At 65.8% G+C, this 20,283-nt stretch carries 16 protein-coding genes and 2 pseudogenes; 7 read left to right on the top strand and 11 right to left on the bottom strand.

What is annotated here, in order from left to right; all coding sequences use genetic code 11:
- Positions 1 to 10 precede the first annotated feature (10 nt).
- Entirely contained in the window at positions 11 to 856 is an 846-nt protein-coding gene (locus P2869_RS26335) for a DMT family transporter (RefSeq protein ID WP_277598422.1), read from the top strand.
- Positions 857 to 1,059: 203 nt separating this feature from the next.
- On the opposite strand, the gene P2869_RS26340 is transcribed toward P2869_RS26335, so the two are convergent.
- Positions 1,060 to 2,712, bottom strand: coding sequence for a PLP-dependent aminotransferase family protein (locus P2869_RS26340; protein WP_277598423.1), 1,653 nt, complete (start codon positions 2,710 to 2,712; stop codon positions 1,060 to 1,062).
- A 152-nt stretch (positions 2,713 to 2,864) separates the two neighbouring features.
- Between P2869_RS26340 and P2869_RS26345 the strand changes: the two genes are divergently transcribed.
- Both P2869_RS26345 and gabD read left to right on the top strand, forming a co-directional pair.
- A complete protein-coding gene (locus P2869_RS26345) occupies positions 2,865 to 4,166 on the top strand; it encodes a 4-aminobutyrate--2-oxoglutarate transaminase (RefSeq protein WP_277599856.1) in 1,302 nt (433 codons plus the stop codon).
- 57 nt (positions 4,167 to 4,223) lie between these two features.
- Positions 4,224 to 5,672, top strand: a complete 1,449-nt coding sequence (gene gabD, locus P2869_RS26350) for an NADP-dependent succinate-semialdehyde dehydrogenase (protein ID WP_277598424.1) — start codon at positions 4,224 to 4,226, stop codon at positions 5,670 to 5,672.
- 82 nt (positions 5,673 to 5,754) lie between these two features.
- On the opposite strand, the gene P2869_RS26355 is transcribed toward gabD, so the two are convergent.
- On the bottom strand, positions 5,755 to 6,726 hold the full coding sequence (locus P2869_RS26355) for a YafY family protein (RefSeq protein ID WP_277598425.1): 972 nt from the start codon (positions 6,724 to 6,726) through the stop codon (positions 5,755 to 5,757).
- A gap of 117 nt (positions 6,727 to 6,843) precedes the next feature.
- Here P2869_RS26355 and P2869_RS26360 point away from each other — a divergent pair, with 117 nt between their 5' ends.
- Positions 6,844 to 8,208: an amino acid permease gene (locus P2869_RS26360; protein WP_277598426.1), complete on the top strand. Its 1,365-nt coding sequence runs from the start codon at positions 6,844 to 6,846 to the stop codon at positions 8,206 to 8,208.
- 43 nt (positions 8,209 to 8,251) lie between these two features.
- Here P2869_RS26360 and pcaF read toward each other — a convergent pair whose 3' ends face one another.
- Positions 8,252 to 9,454: a 3-oxoadipyl-CoA thiolase gene (gene pcaF / locus P2869_RS26365; protein WP_277598427.1), complete on the bottom strand. Its 1,203-nt coding sequence runs from the start codon at positions 9,452 to 9,454 to the stop codon at positions 8,252 to 8,254.
- Between the two features lie 371 nt (positions 9,455 to 9,825).
- On the opposite strand from pcaF, the gene P2869_RS26370 reads away from it, so the two are divergent.
- Positions 9,826 to 10,650, top strand: coding sequence for an IclR family transcriptional regulator (locus P2869_RS26370; RefSeq protein ID WP_017775384.1), 825 nt, complete (start codon positions 9,826 to 9,828; stop codon positions 10,648 to 10,650).
- Positions 10,651 to 10,672: 22 nt separating this feature from the next.
- Here P2869_RS26370 and P2869_RS26375 read toward each other — a convergent pair.
- The 8 genes and pseudogenes from P2869_RS26375 to P2869_RS26410 all read right to left on the bottom strand — a co-directional run.
- Positions 10,673 to 10,789 (bottom strand): annotated as a pseudogene (locus P2869_RS26375) (MFS transporter); the annotation flags it as partial.
- A gap of 268 nt (positions 10,790 to 11,057) precedes the next feature.
- Complete coding sequence (locus tag P2869_RS26380) at positions 11,058 to 11,348, bottom strand: PAAR domain-containing protein (RefSeq protein ID WP_277598428.1); 291 nt, start codon at positions 11,346 to 11,348, stop codon at positions 11,058 to 11,060.
- A 35-nt stretch (positions 11,349 to 11,383) separates the two neighbouring features.
- Positions 11,384 to 12,016, bottom strand: coding sequence for a hypothetical protein (locus P2869_RS26385; protein WP_277598429.1), 633 nt, complete (start codon positions 12,014 to 12,016; stop codon positions 11,384 to 11,386).
- A complete protein-coding gene (locus P2869_RS26390; RefSeq protein WP_277598430.1) occupies positions 12,016 to 13,533 on the bottom strand; it encodes a DUF2235 domain-containing protein in 1,518 nt (505 codons plus the stop codon). The genes P2869_RS26385 and P2869_RS26390 overlap by 1 nt, the downstream gene beginning before the upstream one ends.
- 2 nt (positions 13,534 to 13,535) lie before the next feature.
- The gene (locus tag P2869_RS26395) at positions 13,536 to 13,682 is read right to left on the bottom strand and encodes a hypothetical protein (RefSeq protein ID WP_277598431.1); all 147 of its coding nucleotides are present in this window, start codon (positions 13,680 to 13,682) and stop codon (positions 13,536 to 13,538) included.
- Between the two features lie 205 nt (positions 13,683 to 13,887).
- Positions 13,888 to 15,597 carry a type VI secretion system tip protein VgrG gene (vgrG, locus tag P2869_RS26400; protein ID WP_277598432.1) on the bottom strand — a complete coding sequence of 570 codons (1,710 nt, stop codon included), beginning with the start codon at positions 15,595 to 15,597 and terminating at the stop codon, positions 13,888 to 13,890.
- A 397-nt stretch (positions 15,598 to 15,994) separates the two neighbouring features.
- A pseudogene (locus P2869_RS26405) lies at positions 15,995 to 16,179 on the bottom strand (MFS transporter); the annotation flags it as partial.
- A 29-nt stretch (positions 16,180 to 16,208) separates the two neighbouring features.
- Positions 16,209 to 17,414 carry a M20 aminoacylase family protein gene (locus P2869_RS26410; RefSeq protein ID WP_126878827.1) on the bottom strand — a complete coding sequence of 402 codons (1,206 nt, stop codon included), beginning with the start codon at positions 17,412 to 17,414 and terminating at the stop codon, positions 16,209 to 16,211.
- Between the two features lie 146 nt (positions 17,415 to 17,560).
- Between P2869_RS26410 and P2869_RS26415 the strand changes: the two genes are divergently transcribed.
- Together P2869_RS26415 and P2869_RS26420 are read left to right on the top strand one after the other, a co-directional pair.
- The gene (locus P2869_RS26415; protein ID WP_277598433.1) at positions 17,561 to 18,487 is read left to right on the top strand and encodes a LysR substrate-binding domain-containing protein; all 927 of its coding nucleotides are present in this window, start codon (positions 17,561 to 17,563) and stop codon (positions 18,485 to 18,487) included.
- Between the two features lie 142 nt (positions 18,488 to 18,629).
- A complete protein-coding gene (locus tag P2869_RS26420) occupies positions 18,630 to 20,111 on the top strand; it encodes a diguanylate cyclase (RefSeq protein WP_026121570.1) in 1,482 nt (493 codons plus the stop codon).
- Positions 20,112 to 20,283: the final 172 nt, after the last annotated feature.

A 20,283-nucleotide genomic window follows, 5' to 3' on the forward strand; every position in this document is an offset into this window, starting at 1 on the left:
CGCCCCGCCGATGGAAACCGCCGTCGTCCTGCTGGTTCTGCTCTCCGCCCTGCTTCACGCCTCCTGGAACGCCTTCCTGCATCTCTCGGATGACCGCGTCTGGCTGCTCGGCATCATGTCGATTCCGTACCTCGTCGTGAGCGGTGTCGGCGTGGCCCTGCTGCCGCTGCCGGCGCCCGCGAGCTGGCCGTATATCGCGGCGTCTGTCGTGCTGGAGTTCGCGTATTGCCTCTCGCTCATTCGCGCCTATCGCAGCGGGGACTTCGGGCAGATCTATCCGATTGCGCGCGGGCTTTCGCCGCTGCTCGTATTTCTCGGCGCGCTCGTGTTCGCTCACGAGGCGCTCAAGCCGCTCGCGGCGGCGGGCGTCGCGCTGGTCTCGGCGGGCATCGTCTCGCTCGCGTTTCGCCGCGGCATGCGCTTTTCCGGCGAAAGCGTGCCGTTCGCGCTGCTCACGGGCTTGTTCATCGCCTCGTATTCGGTGGTGGATGGCATCGGCGCGCGTCTTGCCGGCAACGGCTTCAGCTACGTGATGTGGGTCTACCTGCTCTGGAACGTGCCGCAATTTCTGCTGGTCTGGCATTGGCGCGGCGGCGCGGCCGGGCTCTTCGGGTCGCGCGCGCAGCGGCCTCAGGTCTTCAAGGGCATGCTCGCGGGCGTGCTCGCACTCGTGGCCTACGCGCTCGTGATCGAGGCGTTCCGCTATCTGCCCATCGCGATGGTCTCCGCGCTGCGCGAACTGAGCTCCATCTTTGCGGTGCTGATCGGCTGGCTCTTCATGCACGAGACACTGAGCCGCCGACGCATCGTGGCCTGCGCGCTCGTTACCGTCGGGGCGGTGCTGATCCGGCTTTGATGCTCCGATGCTTTGATACTTCGGGGCTTCGATCCTTCGGGGCTTCGATCCTTCAACGCATCGCGTGCTGCCCAACATCGCCGCGCGCTCTCCTGCTGGCTGTGGCAGTTCAGGTCCAGGCGCTTCAGGCGAGGAAGACCCCCACGGCCGCTGCCGCCCAGCTCGGCAACTTCATCAACGGCGAGCCGTGGGGTGACGGCGTTTCAGGCGTACTCGGGCAGCGTGGCGTCGATGGCTTCGGCGAGCAGGCCGAAGGCCGGCGCGATCTCCTCGTCCGGCACGCAGGCGTAGCCCGCGAGCAGCCCGCGCGGCGCGCTCGCCGGTTGCGCGTAGTAGCCCGACAACGGGCGCACCACGATGTTGCGTTCAAGCGCCGCGGCCGCCACGGCGCGATCGTCGGCGCCCGGCGGCAGTTGCATGACGAGGTGCAGCCCGGCGTCGCCGCCCACCGCGGGCAGCGCGTCGCCATAGCGGGCGGCCACGGCGTCGAGCAGCGTCTGCCGGCGCTGCCCGTAGAGCGCCCGCATCTTGCGGATGTGCGACGTGAAATGCCCCTCGGCGATGAATTCGGCGAGCACCGCCTGCTGCAACAGCTGCCCTTCGCGGTACAGCTCGGCGCTGGCCGTGGCGAAGGTATCGGCGAGCGCTTCGGGCACGACCAGATAACCCACGCGCAGCCCCGGAAACAGCGTCTTGCCGAAGCTGCCCACGTAGATCACCTGGCCCGCCGTATCGAGACCCTGAAGTGAGGCGAGCGGCCGGCTGCCGTAGCGGAACTCGCTGTCGTAGTCGTCTTCGATGATCCAGCAGCGGTGCTGGCGCGCGTACTCCAGCAGCATGCGGCGCCGTGCGAGCGTCATCACCATGCCGAGCGGATATTGATGCGAGGGCGTGACGAGCATGAGCTTGGGCGGCTGCGCGAGATCGTCGGGCGAAGGGGCGATGCCTTCGCTGTCCACGGCGATAGGCCGCGATTGCAGACCGGAGACGTGCAGCACGCTGCGCACGCCCCAATAGCACGGGTCTTCGGTCCAGATCACGTCGCCGGGGTCGGAGAGCAGACGCACGGCCAGATCCACGGACTGATGAATGCCCGTGGTGATGACGATCTGCTCGGGCATGCAGCGCACGGAACGCGAGGTGCGCAGATAGTCGGCGAGCGCGTGGCGCAGCGAGGCGAGGCCGCCGCCCGGCGCGTAGGTGAGCAGGTCCGGCCGCAGCCGTCGCCAGTATTTGTTGTGCAGCCGGCTCCAGACACGCGCCGGGAAACGCGAGACGTCGGGCACGCCGGGCATGAACGCGCCCCACTGACGCTTCGAGACGCCGGCGCCCGCGATCAACCGGGCGCCGCGGGCCGAGAGCACGTCGGCCGGATCGATGCGCGGGGCGGCGAGGCCTCGCGCGCTGCGATCCGCCGTGGAGGGCAATCCGGCCGCGGAACCGGCCAGGCCCGCCGACGTCCCGCGCCGCCCTGCGAAGCCGCTGCCGGCCGGCTGCGCTTGCCTGCCCGTCTGGAAGACCGCGTCAGCCGCCGCCGAACCGTCGCCGCTCCTCGCGGCATCGCCCATATCCCCCACGATCTCATCTGGCGCGCTGTCCGCCACGAACGTGCCGCGCCCCGTCGCCGAAGTCACGTAGCCCTCCAGCGCTAGCTGCTCGTACACCTGCGTCACGGTATTGCGGGCAATGCCCAGTTCGCTCGCGAGCAGCCGCGAGGACGGTACCCGCGTGCCTGCCGGCAGTTCGCGCGACAGAATGGCCTGCTGCAGCAGCCGGTGCAGCTGGCGATAGACGGGCTGGCCGCTGCCGCGGTCGATGCGCTGGGCCAGCCAGTCGGAGAGCACGCTCTTGCGCAAGATTGGCTCCTAAGAATTTACCGGAATGGCTCTGAAATCCAGAGCCAAACCTGAGTATAGTCGCTGCACGTACTGCGCACGACGTGGGAACTGCGCGCCAATCTGCCAACCCCACCAACCCACGCCACCCCCGCCAACCATATGGGAAGGAGATCACTGTGACGAACGCCAACGACAACGCCGGTCTGCATAGCCGCAAAGACGCCGCAACGCCTCGCGGCGTGGGGGTGATGTGCAACTTCTACGCCGAGCGCGCCGAAAACGCGGAACTCTGGGACGTGGAAGGCCGCCGCTTCATCGACTTCGCGGCGGGCATCGCCGTGGTCAACACGGGCCACCGGCATCCGAAGATCGTCGCGGCCATTCGCGCGCAACTGGACCGCTTTACCCACACGGCGTACCAGATCGTGCCGTACGCCTCGTACGTGGAACTCGCGGAGAAGATCAATCGCCGCGCGCCCGGCAACTTCCCGAAGAAGACCGCGTTCTTTACGACGGGCGCAGAAGCTGTCGAAAACGCCGTCAAGATTGCGCGCGCCCACACCGGCCGTCCGGGCGTGATCGCCTTCACGGGCGGCTTCCACGGCCGCACGATGATGGGCATGGCGCTCACGGGCAAGGTCGCGCCGTACAAGATCGGCTTCGGGCCGTTCCCGGGCGACGTGTTCCATGCGCCGTACCCGAACCCGCTGCACGGCGTGAGCACCGCTGACGCCCTGCAAGCCATCGAATTCCTGTTCAAGGCCGACATCGATCCGAAGCGCGTCGCGGCCATCATCTTCGAACCCGTGCAGGGCGAAGGCGGCTTCTACCCGGCGCCTGCGGACTTCGTGCGCGCCCTGCGCAAGATCTGCGACGAGCACGGCATCCTGCTGATCGCCGACGAAGTGCAGACGGGCTTCGCGCGCACCGGCAAGCTCTTCGCGATGGAACACCACGACGTGGTGCCCGACCTGATGACGATTGCCAAGAGCCTGGGTGGCGGCATGCCGATCTCGGGCGTGGTGGGCCGCGCCGACGTGATGGACGCCGCCGCGCCCGGCGGCCTGGGCGGCACCTACGCGGGCAACCCGCTCGCCGTGGCCGCCGCGCACGCGGTGCTCGACGTGATCGACGAAGAACGGCTCTGCGACCGCGCCACGGCGCTCGGCGAGCGCCTCAAGGCAAAGCTCAACGCGCTCAAGGGCGAGGTGCCGCAGATCGCCGACGTGCGCGGCCCCGGCGCGATGATCGCCGTCGAGTTCTGCAAGGCCGGCACGGACCAGCCGGACGTCGACTTCACGAAGCGCGTGCAGGCGCGTGCGCTGGAGCGCGGACTGCTGCTGCTCGTGTGCGGCGTCTACTCGAACGTGATCCGCTTCCTGTTCCCGCTCACGATCCAGGAAGCCGTGTTCGACGAAGCGCTCGGCATTCTCGAAGAAGTGCTCAAGGAAAGCGTGGCCGTGGCCGCGTGAATCTGACCGAACGCGCCTGAACGAAACGCACCCGCACCTGACCGACCGGAACCGCACATGAAGCTCAACGACCCCTCACTGCTGCAAACGAAGGCGTACCTGGCCGGCGAATGGCAAGGCGCCGACGACGGTTCGACCTTCGACGTCGTGAACCCCGCCACCGGCGAGCGCATCGCCAGCGTGCCGCGCATGGGCGCGCCCGAAACGCGTCGCGCCATTGCCGCGGCCAACGCCGCGTGGCCCGCATGGCGCGCGAAGACCGCGAAGGAGCGCTCGCAAGTCCTGCGTAAGTGGTACGACCTGATGGTGCAGCACGCCGACGACCTCGCGCTGATCCTCACCACCGAGCAGGGCAAGCCGCTTGCCGAGGCGAAGGGCGAGATTCTCTACGCGGCATCGTTCATCGAATGGTTCGCGGAAGAAGGCAAGCGCGTCTACGGCGACACGATTCCGACGCCGGCCGGCGACAAGCGCATCGTCGTCACGAAGGAACCGGTGGGCGTGTGCGCGGCCATCACGCCCTGGAACTTCCCGGCGGCGATGATCACGCGCAAGGTGGGCCCCGCGATGGCGGCGGGCTGCCCCATCGTCGTGAAGCCGGCCGAAGCGACGCCGCTCTCCGCGCTCGCGCTGGCCGTGCTCGCCGAGCGTGCAGGCGTGCCGAAGGGCGTGTTCAGCGTCGTGACGGGCGACCCGAAAGCGATCGGCGGCGAACTCACGGGCAACGCGACCGTGCGCAAGCTCTCGTTCACGGGGTCGACGGCGGTGGGCCGTCTGCTGATGGCGCAGTGCGCGCCCACGGTGAAGAAGGTCTCGCTGGAGCTGGGCGGCAACGCGCCGTTCATCGTGTTCGACGACGCCGATCTCGACGCAGCGGTAGCCGGCGCCATCGCGTCGAAGTACCGCAACAGCGGCCAGACCTGCGTCTGCACGAACCGCTTCTACGTGCACGAGCGCGTCTACGACGCGTTCGCCGCGAAGCTGCAGGAAGCCGTGATGCAGCTGAAGGTAGGCCGCGGCACGGAGCCGGGCGTGGTGCAAGGTCCGCTTATCAACGAAGCTGCGGTGCTGAAGGTGGAGTCGCACATCGAAGACGCGCTCGCCAAGGGCGCGCGCGTGCTGACGGGCGGCAAGCGTCACGCGCTCGGACACGGCTTCTTCGAACCCACCGTGCTCGCCGACGTCACGCCCGCCATGAAGGTGGCGCGCGAAGAAACGTTCGGGCCGCTCGCGCCGCTGTTCCGCTTCTCGTCGGACGAAGAAGTGATCCGCCTCGCCAACGACACCGAGTTCGGCCTCGCCGCGTACTTCTACAGCCGCGACATCGGCCGCGTGTGGCGCGTGGCGGAAGCGCTCGAGTACGGCATGGTGGGCATCAACACCGGCCTCATCTCGAACGAGGTGGCACCGTTCGGCGGTGTGAAGCAGTCGGGCCTCGGGCGTGAAGGGTCGCACTATGGGATCGATGATTATGTTGTGATCAAGTATTTGTGTATGGGGGTTTAGGGCGTGATTTAGCCATTTCCATGCGGCATTGACGGACAAAGGCGTCGCGGCATGCGGCGCCTTTGTCTTTTCTATCCCGCATCTACCCGGCGTCTCCCCCATTCAGCGCCACCACCCGCCCCGCCAGTTCACGCAGCCGCTCCCGTAGCTCGGGCGGAGCAAGCACCTCGACGTTCGGCCCCATCGCCAGCAGTTGTTCAGCGGCGAAGTCGAAAGTCTCCACGGGCAACGTCACTTCCTGCCAGCCGTCAGCGTCCGCTGGCGCAATCACGGCCTGCTCCACCGACGCCGCGCCCAGCTTCGCGAGCCGCGCCATGCCTTCGCGCGTCACCCGCAACCGCGCCGTGCCCTTGAGCAGGTTCTTCTCGTAGGCCGCGACGGATGCGCTCCATTGCGAGCGCAGATCGAAATCGCCTGGCCGCTCGAAGCGCTCGTTGTCCAGCACGTCGAGCCGCGTGATGTTCGCCACCTTGTAGACGCGCTGGCTGTCGCGCACGCGCGCCACCAGATACCAGTCGCCCGCCTTGAGCACGAGCCCGAGCGGCTCGCGCTTGCGCATGCCGGTGCCCTGCCAGCTGCGGTAATGCATCGCGACGCGCTTCTGCTGCCACACCGCGCTCGCCAGCTGCGGCAGCAGCGGCACCGGCGCGGGCCGCTTGTACCAGTCCACCGGATCGATATGCAGCCGTGCGCCGATTCGCGACATCGCTGCGCCGCTGTCGCCTGGGGCGGCAGCGATGAGCTTCAGTTGCGCGGCGCGCAATTCGTCGGCGAGACCGAGGTCCGCGGCCGCACCGCCCAGGCCGGCGAGTGCAAGCGTGTCGGCGTCGGCACGGGTGAGATCGGCAAGCGGCGTGCGATAGCCGTCAAGCAACGCGAAGCCGCCTCCGGGGCCGCGGTCGGCGTAGACCGGCACGCCGGCTGCACTCAGCTGATCGATGTCTCGATAGACGGTGCGAATCGAGATCTCGAACTCGTCGGCCAGCGCCTGCGCCGTGACGCGTCCGCGACCTTGCAGCAACAGCAGCATTGAAATGAGGCGGCTCGTACGCATACGGCGTGTTCCTCGCAGCTCTGGAAATCCTGACACCGGTTGTCAGCTATTGGGCAGTATAAGAACAGTCGAGGCAACGGTGCACCGCACCCGCGCTTCCTCACTACGGAACCGTTCATGTCCACCGTTCAGAAACATGTCCCGGCAAGCGCCGGGGCTCAAGCTGAGGCCACAGCCTCCCGCGTCGCGCACGAGAACGGCTCGTCGGCGCCCGTCCGACGCGGCCGGCTCACCGTGCTGCAAGGCACGGCGCTCTATATCGGCGCCGTGCTCGGCACGGGCGTCATCGCCCTGCCCGCGCTCGCCGCACAGGTGGCGGGACCGGCCTCGCTGCTCGCGTGGCTCGCGCTCGTCGTGCTCTCGGCGCCGCTGGCCGCGACGTTCGCCGCGCTCGGCATCCGCTTTCCCGATGCAGGCGGCGTCTCGACCTACGTGCGCAATGCGTTCGGACCGCGCGCTGCCGCCGTGGTGGGCTGGTGCTTCTACTTCACGGTGCCTGCAGGGTCGCCAGCCGCCGGCATGTTCGCCGGCGCCTATGTGGCCGCGGCGTTCGGCGGCGGCGAGCACACGACGATCGTGACGGCCGCCGCGCTGGTGCTCATCGTGAGCGCGGCCAACGCGTGGGGCTTGACGGTGTCCGGGCGCTTGCAGCTCGTGCTCGCGGCACTTCTCGTGGGATTGCTGCTGGTCGCGGTGGCGGCGTCGGCACCGCATGCGCGCGCGGCCAACCTGCATCCGTTCGCGCCGCACGGCTGGCTTGCCGTCGGGCCTGCCGCGGCGTTGCTCGTGTGGAGCTTTGCGGGCTGGGAGGCCATCACGCATCTCGCGGGCGAGTTCCGGCATCCCGCACGCGACTTGCCGCTCGCCACGGGCATCGCGGTTGTGATCGTCGGCGTGCTTTACATGGCGGTGGCCGCCGCGAGCGTGCTCGTGCTCGGGCCGGCAGCGGGCGCATCGACTGCGCCGCTCGCGCAACTGCTGGCAACCGGCGTGGGCGGCAAGGCTCAGGCGTTGACGGCCGTGGCGGCGCTACTGCTCACGCTCGGCACGATGAACGCGTATTTCGCGGGCGCCGCCAAGCTGGGCGCGGCATTGGGCCGCGACGGCGCGCTGCCGACATGGCTGGCACGCGGCAGCCTGGCGGGCGACGTGCCGCGCCGCAGCCTCGCTGTGGTGTTCGCCCTCGCAGCGGGCATGCTGATTCTGGTGGCAGCGAGCGGCATCGGGACGAAGTCGCTCGTATTGATGACGACGGGCTCGCTGGTCGCGATTTACGTGCTGGGAACGGCCGCGGCGCTGCGGCTGCTGCCGCGCGGCAGCGCCGCCCACCGCTGCGCGGCGGTGGCGTTCGTGGCCGTGGTGGGACTGCTTGCGCTGACCGGCTGGTATCTGCTCTGGCCGCTCGCCATTGCGGCGTGCGCGCTGGGATATCTGCGGTTGCGGGAACGTGGGGGGCGCGGACGCGCGGGGACGCTGACATAGGCCGCGCCCCCGCGCCTTGAAGCTCAGGCGCAGGTCGCGTCGATCAAACCCGTTCGATCGCAATCGCGATGCCCTGGCCCACGCCGATGCACATCGTGCAGAGCGCGTAGCGGCCCTGGGTACGTTGCAGCTGATACATCGCGGTGGTCACGAGGCGCGCGCCGCTCATGCCGAGCGGATGCCCCAGCGCGATGGCGCCGCCGTTCGGATTCACGCGTGGATCGTCGTCGGCCACGCCGAGCATGCGCAGCACGGCGAGCCCTTGCGAGGCGAACGCCTCGTTCAGCTCGATCACGTCGAACTGACCGATGGTCATGCCAAGCCGCGCGAGCAACTTCTGCGTGGCCGGCGCCGGGCCGATGCCCATCACGCGCGGCGCGACGCCCGCCGTCGCCACGCCCAGCACGCGTGCACGCGGCACAAGGCCGAAGCGCTTCGCGCTTGCCTCGCTCGCGAGCAGCAGCGCCGCCGCGCCGTCGTTGACGCCCGAGGCATTGCCCGCCGTCACCGTGCCGTCGGGCCGCACCACGCCCTTGAGCTTCGCGAGCGCTTCGAGGCTCGTTTCGCGCGGATGCTCGTCTTTCGCAACCACCACCAGCTCGCCCTTCTTCTGCGGGATCGTGACCGGCACGATTTCCTGCGCGAGCGTGCCGTCGGCCTGCGCGCGCGCAGCCTTCTGCTGGCTGCGCAGCGCGAAGGCGTCCTGGTCCGCGCGACTCACCTCGTAGTCTTGCGCCACGTTTTCGCCGGTCTCCGGCATCGAATCCACGCCGTATTGCTGCTTCATGAGCGGATTGACGAAGCGCCAGCCGATCGTGGTGTCGTAGATGGCCGCCTCGCGCGAAAACGCCGCGGCGGCCTTGCCCATCACGAACGGCGCGCGGCTCATGCTTTCCACGCCGCCCGCGATCATCAGCCCGGCCTCGCCCGATTTGATGGCGCGCGCCGCAATGCCCACGGCGTCCATGCCCGAGCCGCACAGACGATTCACCGTCGAGCCCGGCACGCCCTGCGGCAAGCCCGCGAGCAGCAACGACATGCGGGCCACGTTGCGGTTGTCTTCGCCGGCCTGGTTCGCGCAGCCGAAGATCACGTCGTCGATCGCGTTCCAGTCCACTTCCTTGTTGCGCTCCATCAGCGCCTTGAGCGGCACGGCGCCCAGGTCGTCGGCGCGCACCTGCGCGAGGGCGCCCGCGTAGCGGCCGATGGGGGTGCGAATGGCGTCGCACAGGAAGGCTTCGGTCATCTGTGTCTCCGGTGGCAGATCATGGCTAAAAGTTCTATATACGAACTGTAGATCGTATAACGAACATTGAGGCCGATGGTAGGCCTGCCCGGACCGGCATGTCAAGCCACGCGCCGGACCGCTGCGGTCTACCAGCGCGCGCGCTCCAGCAGCCGAATCGCCGCCTGCGCGTCGCATGACGAGCGTGCCCGCCTGTCGGGCTTCAGGAATGCCAGAGTCGGCCGCCGCTGTGCCCACCGCAGGTTCGCATCCGCCGCAAGATCCGCGCGAAGCGCGGTTGGCGAAACAAAACGCATGCGCTATCTTCACGGGTTCCTGAAACGGCGCGCCTTTTGCCGTCCTCGCCGTCCCCGCCTTCCCCCCTTGCGTTTATGAGCCAAGCCCCCGACGACCTCACGCCCGTTCCCGACACCGCCGCCCAGGCGCCCGACAAACCCGGCGATTCGTACGTGCAGTCGTTCGCGCGCGGTCTTTCCGTGATCCGCGCCTTCAATGCCCAGCGGCCCGAGCAGACGCTGACCGAAGTCGCCGCCGCCACGGGTCTCACGCGCGCGGGCGCGCGGCGCATCCTGCTCACGCTGCAAACGCTCGGGTACGTGGAAACCGAAGGGCGGCTCTTCCGGCTCACGCCGAAGATTCTCGACCTCGGCTTCGCCTATCTGACCTCGATGCCGTTCTGGAATCTTGCCGAGCCAGTGATGGAGGAACTGTCGGCCGAGGTTCACGAGAGCTGCTCGGCGGCCGTGCTCGACCGGACCGAAATCGTCTACGTGCTGCGCGTGCCCACGCACAAGATCATGACGATCAATCTTTCGATCGGCAGCCGCCTGCCCGCGTATTGCACGTCGATGGGCCGCGTGCTGCTTTCCGCACTCGACGAAGCCGCGCTCGACGCCACCCTCGACGCCTCGCCGCTCCAGACGCACACGCCGCGCACGGTCACGGACAAGGACGAGTTGAAGAAGATCATCGCGCAGGTGCGTCGCCAAGGCTGGGCCATTGTGGACCAGGAGCTGGAAGGCGGCCTGATTTCGCTCTCGGCGCCTATCCGCAATCGCCAGGGGCGCGTCATCGCGGCCATGAACATCAGCGGCAACGCGCAGCGCACCTCGGCAAAACAGATGGTGAAGACTTTTCTGGAGCCGCTTCAGCAGGCGGCGCAACGCGTTTCGCAGATGGTGGCCCTGCGCGGCTGAGCGCGCCGGCCAGCCCTCGCCGTCAGTCCGCCGCTTCCTTCGCGGTCTCGCGCAGCAGCGAGACCGCCACCAGCGACGCCAGCACGCACAGCGCGACATAACCCGCCGGCGCGAGCTTGCTGCCCGTCACGCGGATCAGCAGACCCAGCACGAACGGCACGCGCCATGCCGCTACGGGGAACTCGGCGGTGACTATATCTATCGCAAAATCAATGGGTTAAAGGCTTTGCGCCCGTAGCCCTGCTTTGGCTCTTGCGCCGTGTAACAGAAGTGTAAGCGGTTGGCGCCAGGCTTCCGATGCTCTTCAGTAAAGCACGGCGGCAAAACATGCGTATGTCAGCGCGTGGCGATGCCAGGTCGAACGTGTGCGAATCCTGCTGCCGCGAAATCGCCAATGGGTATGGTTGCTATGCTCGGGCTGCGGAACGGTTCTGCGACGCGATCAGCAGCGGGCTCGGGCGGCACTCACACAGGCACCAGTCGCCGTTGAGCGCAGACTTCCTGCCGTCTGGCCCCCGCTCCGGCAGGCGCTCGCCCACGCACACAATCTTTCCCGTAGTGCTGCACTTCGGGCACCAGACCGGATCGCCTTCATACGCCGCTGCTCTGCCGTCGATGATGTCGTTGCGCGCCGTCGCGATTACGCGCCCGTTTGCAGTTGTGGCGTCGCCGTCGCGGATATCGTGGCGAATGTTCATCGCGTTCCTCCTGCTATCTGTTGTTATCCAGTCGGTCAGGGCACCGTCGTGCCACATGGCACAAAATGCCACTGCTCTGCTTCCGGGTCGAAGAGCGCAACCTGCCGGCATTGCGGCGCGTCGCGCTTTTCGGTTCTGATTGACTTCAACGCACGAGCAGCCACACGGACGAGCCGGGCCGGGTGCCAGGTGTGCACGTAATCAAGCGTTTCGCGCCAGGCGTAGAGTCCAGCCCATTCATGCAGGCGTGCGACCTCCGTCAGCACCCGTTCATCGAACTCAAAGCTCGGCGGCACGTGCACCCGGTGATGCATCAGACGGGTATAGCCGCCCAGCGCGCCACCCGGCCGGGTCTGCAACCGGCCGTCGATGACCAGCCAGGCGAGATGCACGTCGGTGATCAGCCCATGCCCATCCGCATCCAGGAAAGCGTCCTGCCGTACCTGTTCCGCGGGCATGATCTCGAACCGCTGGCCCATCTGGATGAATCGCAGGACTTCGGTCAGCGCATCGACAGGCGACCGGTAGCAGAGAATCGCGCGCCCGCCTGCGGTCCTCTCGGTCGCGATGCGCTTGTCACCGGCGTTGTCCTGAAACGTCGGCACATACGCCAGCAGTTCCGAAAAGAAGCGCCGTTGCTCACTGTACGGATGGCTTGCCGTATCCATCACGCCCCGGAAAGCGCAACCTGCGGTGAACCCGTTGCGCCGGCATTGCGCGTCGGCGTTGCACCGGACTGGACTGCTGCGGGGCGGCTGCCCTCCACGTCGATGATCTGGCGCGCACGCAGATACCCGCTGCTGTCGATACGGAGGAACCCCGCGCGCGAGTCGTGCACGTACTGGTCGAAGAAGCGGACCAAGTTGGGCGTAAGCTCCGGCGGGTTCAGCCACGCGTCCCAGTAGGCCTGCTGCTCATTGGACAGCGGCTTGTTGAAAGGAGACGCGCCACCACCAGCCGCTTCCACCACACGGTCGTATTCGCTGCGATCTTTTTTCCACAACTGCGTGAGCCAGGCGCGCCAGTTCATGGTGTCCGCGTCGATCTTCATCTGCTCGTGGAATTGCCGGATCCGTTCAAGCTGCGCCTGTATCTCGGGATCAGCTGAACGCACATTCTTGTAGATATCGGCCGGTCGCTGGTTGAAGCGGACCTTCAGCCAGCCGTAATAGAGGCGCATGTGCGCGAAGATCTGCTGTTCCAGCGTGCCGGTCGCGTTCACGGTACGCATGTATTCATCGAACAGCGCCTTTACGTCTTCGTCGTACTCGAACAGTGCGTTTATTTCCTTGCTGGCGAGTTTCGGCGCGACGAACGGCACGCCGCTGATTGCCGCATCAAGGCGCATGCGGTTCAGGGCGATACGCGCCAACAGGTCGGAGCGCGCCTGTTCGTCGGGACGATAGCCGCCACCAACGTCGGAATGCACGCCCGGCAGAACGATTTCCTCGTAGAACGCGTTACTGCCGCGCACAGGCGTCAGCGGAAAGCAGGCACGCAGTTCATGCCCGGAGACAAAATGCATGCACCGCTCGACCTGCTCGGGCACCTGCAAGCGCAGGTCGGAAAGATTGTGGGCGGGCAGACCAACCGATTCGACCGTATCGAACACGCCGAGGAAGCGGAAATGCAGCGGCGCGGATTCGCCGTCCACTGCTGTCGGACACGGCCAGTGAGGTACGCCGTCCTTCATCGTGCATTTCTTCAGCAGACGGTTCACGAATGCGCGCGCCAGGGTTGCGCCACGTGAGAAGCCGAATACGGCGATGTCGATGCGGCTGACTTTGTGGTTACGACGGAGGGCGAGATTGAATTCCCCTTCTGCTTTCGTTAACCGAATATCGCTGCCCGACCCGGCACCACCACCCAAAACTTCGCTATCGCGGACTTTTTCCCACCAGCCTGGATCGCTCGCATCGAGCGGTGTGCCCACGCCAGGATAGTAGAGTGGAACAATCAGCGGAAACTCATCAGCGATATGGCCTTTGTACAGACGAGCGATATTGGAAAGCTTCTGTTTGGGCTCGTCAATAGCGAGATTATTCCCCGTACCGTCGAAAAAGAAACTGAACCACGGCTGCTGTTCGCACGTCGTGCAGGTCATGAACTCTTCCGCATGCAACTGCGTGGCGGTCTTCATTGACCGCAGGAAGCGCATCGGATCGTCCGTCAGCCAGTCCTGCATTTTTACTCTCCCATGTGGCGCATCACGCGCTGACCGTAAAACAGCTTATCGACGCGCGGACTTGGCTTGCCATCCGGTCTTGCTGACTCGAATACAAATTCGGCTTCAACATTGTGGTTCGGAAAGAATCGCACGATCAGAAAGTTCATGGCATCTCGATCCGTCGATGTCACCCCTGTCACAACTACATTCCTGCTATAGGTTTTCCACACGGACTTGTCGTCCTGACGTCCACCGACGCGCCACACTACCTTGATCGTCTTGCCGACTCCGGGCATCAAGGAACAACAAATATGTCCGCTCGTTCCACCTCGCGAGAACTCCGACACCAGGACTCCACCCACTCCAGTATCCTTAGAGTTGCGCGCGCGGATGTCCCCGTGCAACCGGTTGGGCATCCGTCGAGACCAGCATCCCCCCGCCTGCGCGCAGGTGCCCCTTCAGGTCCGTGCGAAGCTCGTATCCCTCGCCCCGGTCCGCGTTGTTCCGGTCCACCGCGTAGCCGAGATTCAGTTGCGTCTTGCCGTGCTCGGTGGCGAGCTTGATGTGTTCCTTGCCCTGGCGGTCCTCCATCTGCAAGGTGTTGTTGGAGCGCGTATGGATGGTGTGCCGCGTCGCCCACGGATACCCCATCACTACCGGGTCCGTGTGATGTGCCGTATGCAGCACCTGGGATATATAGGGCCTGTCGGGATCGCCCCACAGAAAACCCACGAGCACGATGGTGTCCGGCTCAAGGGCAAAGTGGAAACCCGTCTGTCCCTGGCCCGCGAACGGCTTCGCGAGGCGCATCGGACAACTCTCCAGTCCGGGCGTCCTGCCGTCTGCGTCCGCGTGAATGCTGACGATGTAGCGCCCCTGTCCATCGAGATAGGGACCAACGTAGCCTTGGGTCGATGCAACCTTGCCGGTCACAACACCCTGAATGCGCGGCCACGTCTCTTCCTTCAGGGGCATGCGGTAAATGCGGTCGCTCGGGATGGCGGTGAACGCGACCTTGTAGCCCTGCTTGAGCGAGGCACTGCACTTCATGCTCACCACCAGCAGGCCGTGCTTCACTTCCGGCAGGGCACGGTTCGATAACCGGAGCACGCACGAGGGCGCCATGTCCAGCAGGTCACACTCTCCGGTGTAGACCACCTGTTCAGCGAGTGCCGCCTCCTGCCGCAGCAGGGCTTCGCGCGCCGCATCCTGCTCGTCGTCCAGGTCGCGGCCCCACGTGTAGGCCTCGCCGTAGGTCGTCCGGTCGTCGCGGATCGCCTTCGTGCCGTCCATGCGCAGGTTGTTCGGCTGCTCGGGACTGTAGCTGCGCACCGTGAATTTCGTGGGGACCGTCTTCGTTTTCATCGTGAGCGACTGCACGGACTCCCGGCCAACCGTATGCAGGCCATTGGGCTCCTGATACGGCACGGTGAGGCGTTCGCGGTCGTGGACGTAATGCGTGAAGTCGTCCCCGAAGCGGACCGTTTCACAGTGCTTGCCGGTCTCGCAGACGAACCAGATGCCGATGCGCCTGCAAAGACGCGTAATGAACGCGAGGTCGTCTTCCTGCCACTGCGTGATGATGAGCCGCTTGCGATAGCTGCAGTAAAGGCTGAATACGTAGTCCGCCAGCACCTTGTCAAAGCCGTTCTCCCTGAGCACCCTTTCGATAACTTCGGGCTCGCTCTCGTTCAGGAAAAAACGGGTACGCGGTGAATTGCGAAGCAGTGCGAGGCGTGATTCGAGCGTCACCTCGTACATCGTCTGTTCGTGATTACTGGCGACGAGAGAAAATCCGGTAATCACGCCCTGAACGCGGCGCGCGTCTTCCGGCGTATGCCAGCGGGTCGCGGGCGGCGGCTGGATGACGAATGACGCCGGTTTCAAGATGAAATCGGTGCGCGGCAGGTCGCGTTGCGGATGCGTGAACTGGATTGTGTACTTCGTCGGCTCGCCCATGCCCCGCGTGCCGTCGAACGCATAGACATTGGCGAGCGCGGCACCGCCCGACGACGGTATGTCGAGCGAGTAATACTGGTGCACGTTTATGCCGGGACGTGCCAGCGGATCGCGTGAATTCAAGTGAGCACTCCTGCGAGACGGCAGCGGGATATCCGTCGCCAGGCTATGGATGCTTCACCATTTCTCCCAATATCGCAACCGGGGAATTGTCAAGAAAAATCACGCGACGTTGCACAAAAGATATTTAGCCTCGATTTGACAAGTTTTAAAGCCGGGCTAATGTTGGCTTAAATCACGAATCCCGATTAACGGGCTCGTCATTTTGAGTCCGCACAACGTATTTCTTTCGTCTTATGCCTCGCCCCTCACCACTCGTTCGTGCGCGACCGTTACTCGCCCGAACACGGGGAAATCAGCTACTGAATAAGGGCGCGTCGGTATGTTGGTCGGAACGGTAGGTGGACGAAGCGCGGCGCGCGCGATGCGGGGCGCTTGGCGCGATTGACCTCGGAACACTGACGACGACCGGCGCCGCGACGCCGATCTGCGCGTAAGTGGGCGCAATGGCGATGAGCCCCGTGCCGAGCGGCCGCGTGAAAAAGCCCGCCGCAAAGGTGCCGACGGAAAGCAGCAGCGAGTTGGTGGAATCCGCCGACGGGAAATACAGCTTGCCGATGATCACCGCGAAAAGCCGTACACGGTGGCGTGAGCAACGGTTTGCGTGGCGGTGCTCATCGCTGCCCCAGGTAACGTTCGACGAGCCGCGCCCAGAACGCCGCGCCCACCGGCAGGTTGGTGTCGTTGAAGTCGTAGTGCGGGTTGTGCACCATGCAGCCGTCTTCGCCCACGCCGTTGCCGATGCGCAGGAACGTGCCGGGCCGCTTCTGAAGCATGAAGGCGAAGTCTTCGCTGCCCATCAGCAGGTCGGCCTGGGCCACCACCTTGTCGTGGCCCACGAGTTCGCGCGCCACTTCGACGGCGAAATCGGTCTCGGCCTCCGAATTGATCACCACCGGATAGCCTTCGATGTACTCCACCGTCGCCTTCGCGCCGTAGCTCTCGGCCTGCGCGTGCGCGAGTTCGGCGATGCGCTTTTTCAGCAGCGCGCGCACGTCGGGGCTGAACGAGCGCACGCTCAATTCGAGCCGCGCCGTGCTCGCGATCACGTTGTTCGCGGTGCCCGCATGCATTGAGCCCACCGTGACCACCGCGGGCTGCGCCGGGTCCACGTTGCGCGCGACGATGGTTTGCAGCGCCATCACGATGCTCGACGCCACCACCACGGGGTCCACCGTCAGATGCGGGCGTGCGGCGTGGCCGCCCACGCCCTCGATCACGATCACGGCCTTGTCGCCCGCCGACATGAACGGGCCCTTGCGAAACAGGAACACGCCCGGCTCCGCGCCCGGATGGTTGTGCACGCCGAACACGGCGTCGCACGGAAAACGCTCGAAGAGACCGTCTTCGATCATTTTTTTCGCGCCGCTATCCACGCCGCTTTCCTCGGCGGGCTGGAAATACAGATGCACCGTGCCCGAGAACCGGCGCGTGGCCGCCAGATGCTGCGCGGCGCCCAGCAGCATGGTGGTGTGGCCGTCGTGACCGCACGCGTGCATCTTGCCGTGCGTGGCGCTCGCATACGGCAAGCCGGTCTCTTCGACGATGGGCAGCGCGTCCATGTCCGCTCGAATGCCGATGCTGCGCGCGCTGTTGCCTACCCCATCACCCACCTTGAGCGTGCCCACCACGCCGGTCTTGCCGACCCCGCGCGTCACCTGCCAGCCCCACGCTTCGAGCCGTTGCGCGACGAGATCGGCCGTTTCGACTTCCTCGTAGGCCAGTTCGGGATGGCGGTGAATCTGGTGACGAATTTCGCGCAGCGCTTCCGCCGCGGGCTGCAGGTCGGCGACTTCGGTGAGACGTGTGGCCTGGGTCATCGGTTACTCCTCATCGGCGGCTCCTTCAGGGAACCCTGGTTGATGGGCGAGCACTATATCGGCGCAATTTCCTTCGAATAAGATGCTGTTTTTTTCACCCCGATTAAGCTTGCTTATCACAGGGTTAACCCTCACCCCCGTCGCCCATGAAGCTCCAGCAGCTCCAGGCCTTTGTCGCGGCCGCCCACCACAAGAGCCTGCGCGCCGCCGCGCGCGAACTGGGCATTACGCAGCCGGCCGTGACGCACACCATCCGCGAGCTCGAAAACGCGCTCAATGCCGAGTTGATGGTGAGAAGCGTGCGCGGCATCGAACTCACGGCGTGCGGGCTCGCGCTGCTGCCGCGCGCCGAGCAACTGCTGGGCGACATGCAACGCACCGTCGAAGCCGTGGAACAGGTGAAAGGCGAGCTGGCGGGCAAGGTGAGCGTGGGCACCATGCCTTCCATCGCGCTTACAGCGCTGCCGCACGCCGTCTCCGCCTTTCGCGCGGCCATGCCGCTCGTGCAACTGCATCTGGAGGAAGTCACGGTGCCGGACGCCGTCGCGCGGCTGCGCAACGGCAGCCTCGATATCGCGGCGATCCACCACGTACAGGCGCTCGATAGCGACCTCGTGCAGGAACCGCTCTACTCGACGCAGTTCGTCGTCGCCATGCGCGCCGGGCATCCGCTCGCGAAGGCGCGGCGCCTCGCCGACCTCGTGGACACCGAATGGATCGTGACCGTGGGCGCCGACCACTTCCCGCACAGCGTGATGATGGCGATGTTCAGCGCCCACGGGCTGCCCGTGCCGAAACGGCTGCTGCGCGCGCCGTCGTCGTTTGCCGTGACGCTCGGGCTCGTCTCGCAGACCGACGTGATCGGCTGCTTCACCCGGCCGCTCGCCGCGATGGTCGCGCCGCTCGGCATCCGCGCGGCCGGCATCGAAGAAACGCTGCCCAGTTACGATCTGAGCGTCATCTCGCGCCGCGATCTGCGGCCCACGCCCGCCGCCGCGCAATTCGTCTCGTGCCTGCAGCGCGCCGCGCGCGAATGCTTCGCCACACCCGGCGAACGAGGCGCCGATGGGTAAAACCCCGCTGGGTAAAACCCTCTACGCGCGGCAACTCAACTTGCGCGCCGCGCTGCCGTTAACCAAACGATAACGATGCGAGCGCGATGCCCCTCGAACCGGTAGCATCAGCATCCGAACCTACCCGTCCCTACCGACCGCCATGCAACCAGGCTCCCCCACCCCTCCGGCCAGCTTCGAAACGATGGGCGTCGCCCTGTTCGATTTCTTCGACCTCACGCCCACCTCGCTGTGGCTCGAAGATTACAGTCAGCTGCGCGCGCTCTTCGACGCCTGGCGCGCCGAGGGCGTAACGGACCTGCGCCGCTTTCTGGAAGAAGACACGAAGCGGGTGGCCGCGTGCTCGGCGTGCATCCGCGTGCTGAAGGTGAACCGGCATACGCTCGCGCTCTACCGCGCGCAGTCTTTCGAAGAGTTGGTGTCGCGGCTCGATCACGTGCTGCGCGACGACATGCTGGAAGCGCACGTCGACGAACTCGTGCAGATGTGGTCGGGCAAAACGGCATTCGAAAGCAAGAGCGTCAACTACACGCTCGACGGCCGGCGCCTCGACATTCTGCTCAAGGGCGTGATCCTGCCGGGGCACGAGGCGCAATGGGACCGCGTGCTCGTGGCCATCGACGACATCACCGAACTCGAAGACGCGCGCCGCCGCGCCACGGCAAGCGAGCAGTACGCGCGCGGCGTGTTCGAGTACTCGCCGGTTTCGCTCTGGATCGAGAACTTCTCGACCATCAAGATGCTGCTCGAAGAAGTGCGCATGCAAGGCATCACGGACTTTCGCACGTTCACCGACGTACACCCCGAGTTCGTGGAGCGCTGCATGGCCGAAATCCAGGTGCTCGACGTCAACCAGCACACGCTCGGCATGTTCAAGTCGCCGGACAAGGCGACGCTGCTCTCGCGCCTGCCCGACGTGTTCCGCGACGACATGCGTCCGCACTTTCGCGAGCAGTTGATCGACCTGTGGGAGGGGCGGCTCTTCCAGCAGCGCGAAGTGGTCAACTACGCGCTGGACGGCAACGAGGTCAACGTGCACCTGCAGTTCTCGGTGTTTCCGGGGCACGAGGGACATTGGGACCTCGTGCTGCTCGCGCTCACGGACATCACGGCGCGCAAGAAGGCGGAGATGTACCTCGAATATCTCGGCAAGCACGACGTGCTGACCAAGCTCAAGAACCGCTCGTTCTACGTGGACGAGTTGAACCGGCTGGAACGCAAGGGGCCGTTCCCGGTGAGCGCGATCATCGTGGACCTCAACAACCTGAAGGCCGTGAACGATCAGCTCGGGCACGCAGCGGGCGACGCCCTGCTGCGCCGCGCCGGCGAAGTGCTCGGCAAGGCGGTGCAAAAGCCGTTCCAGACGGCGCGCATCGGCGGCGACGAGTTCGCGGTGCTGATGCCCGGCGCCGACGCGCGCGACGCCGAGATGGCAATGGAAAGCATCGTCAAGCTCGTCGAGCTCAACAACCAGTTCTACACGGGACCGCGGCTCAGCTTCTCGATGGGCAGCGCGACCTGCGAGAAGGGCACGCGACTCGAAGACATGCTGCGTGCCGCCGACAAGGCGATGTACGAGAACAAGCGCAACCACTACGAAGCGGTGAACAACCTGGGGCGATAACGGCACATGACGGCGTGGCGCGTTATGTGATTCAAGCGGCCGCCTACGGTACGACGTGTGCCTGAACGCGAAGGCGTGAACATCGATGCGTAGCCGCGCATGCATTCGTTCGACCGCATCGCCCGCAGCGTTACCGCAGCGTTACTCGTGGTTACACAAGCCACATGAGCGT

The organism is Paraburkholderia sp. SUR17, from assembly GCF_029536165.1.
Classification (GTDB): domain Bacteria; phylum Pseudomonadota; class Gammaproteobacteria; order Burkholderiales; family Burkholderiaceae; genus Paraburkholderia; species Paraburkholderia kururiensis.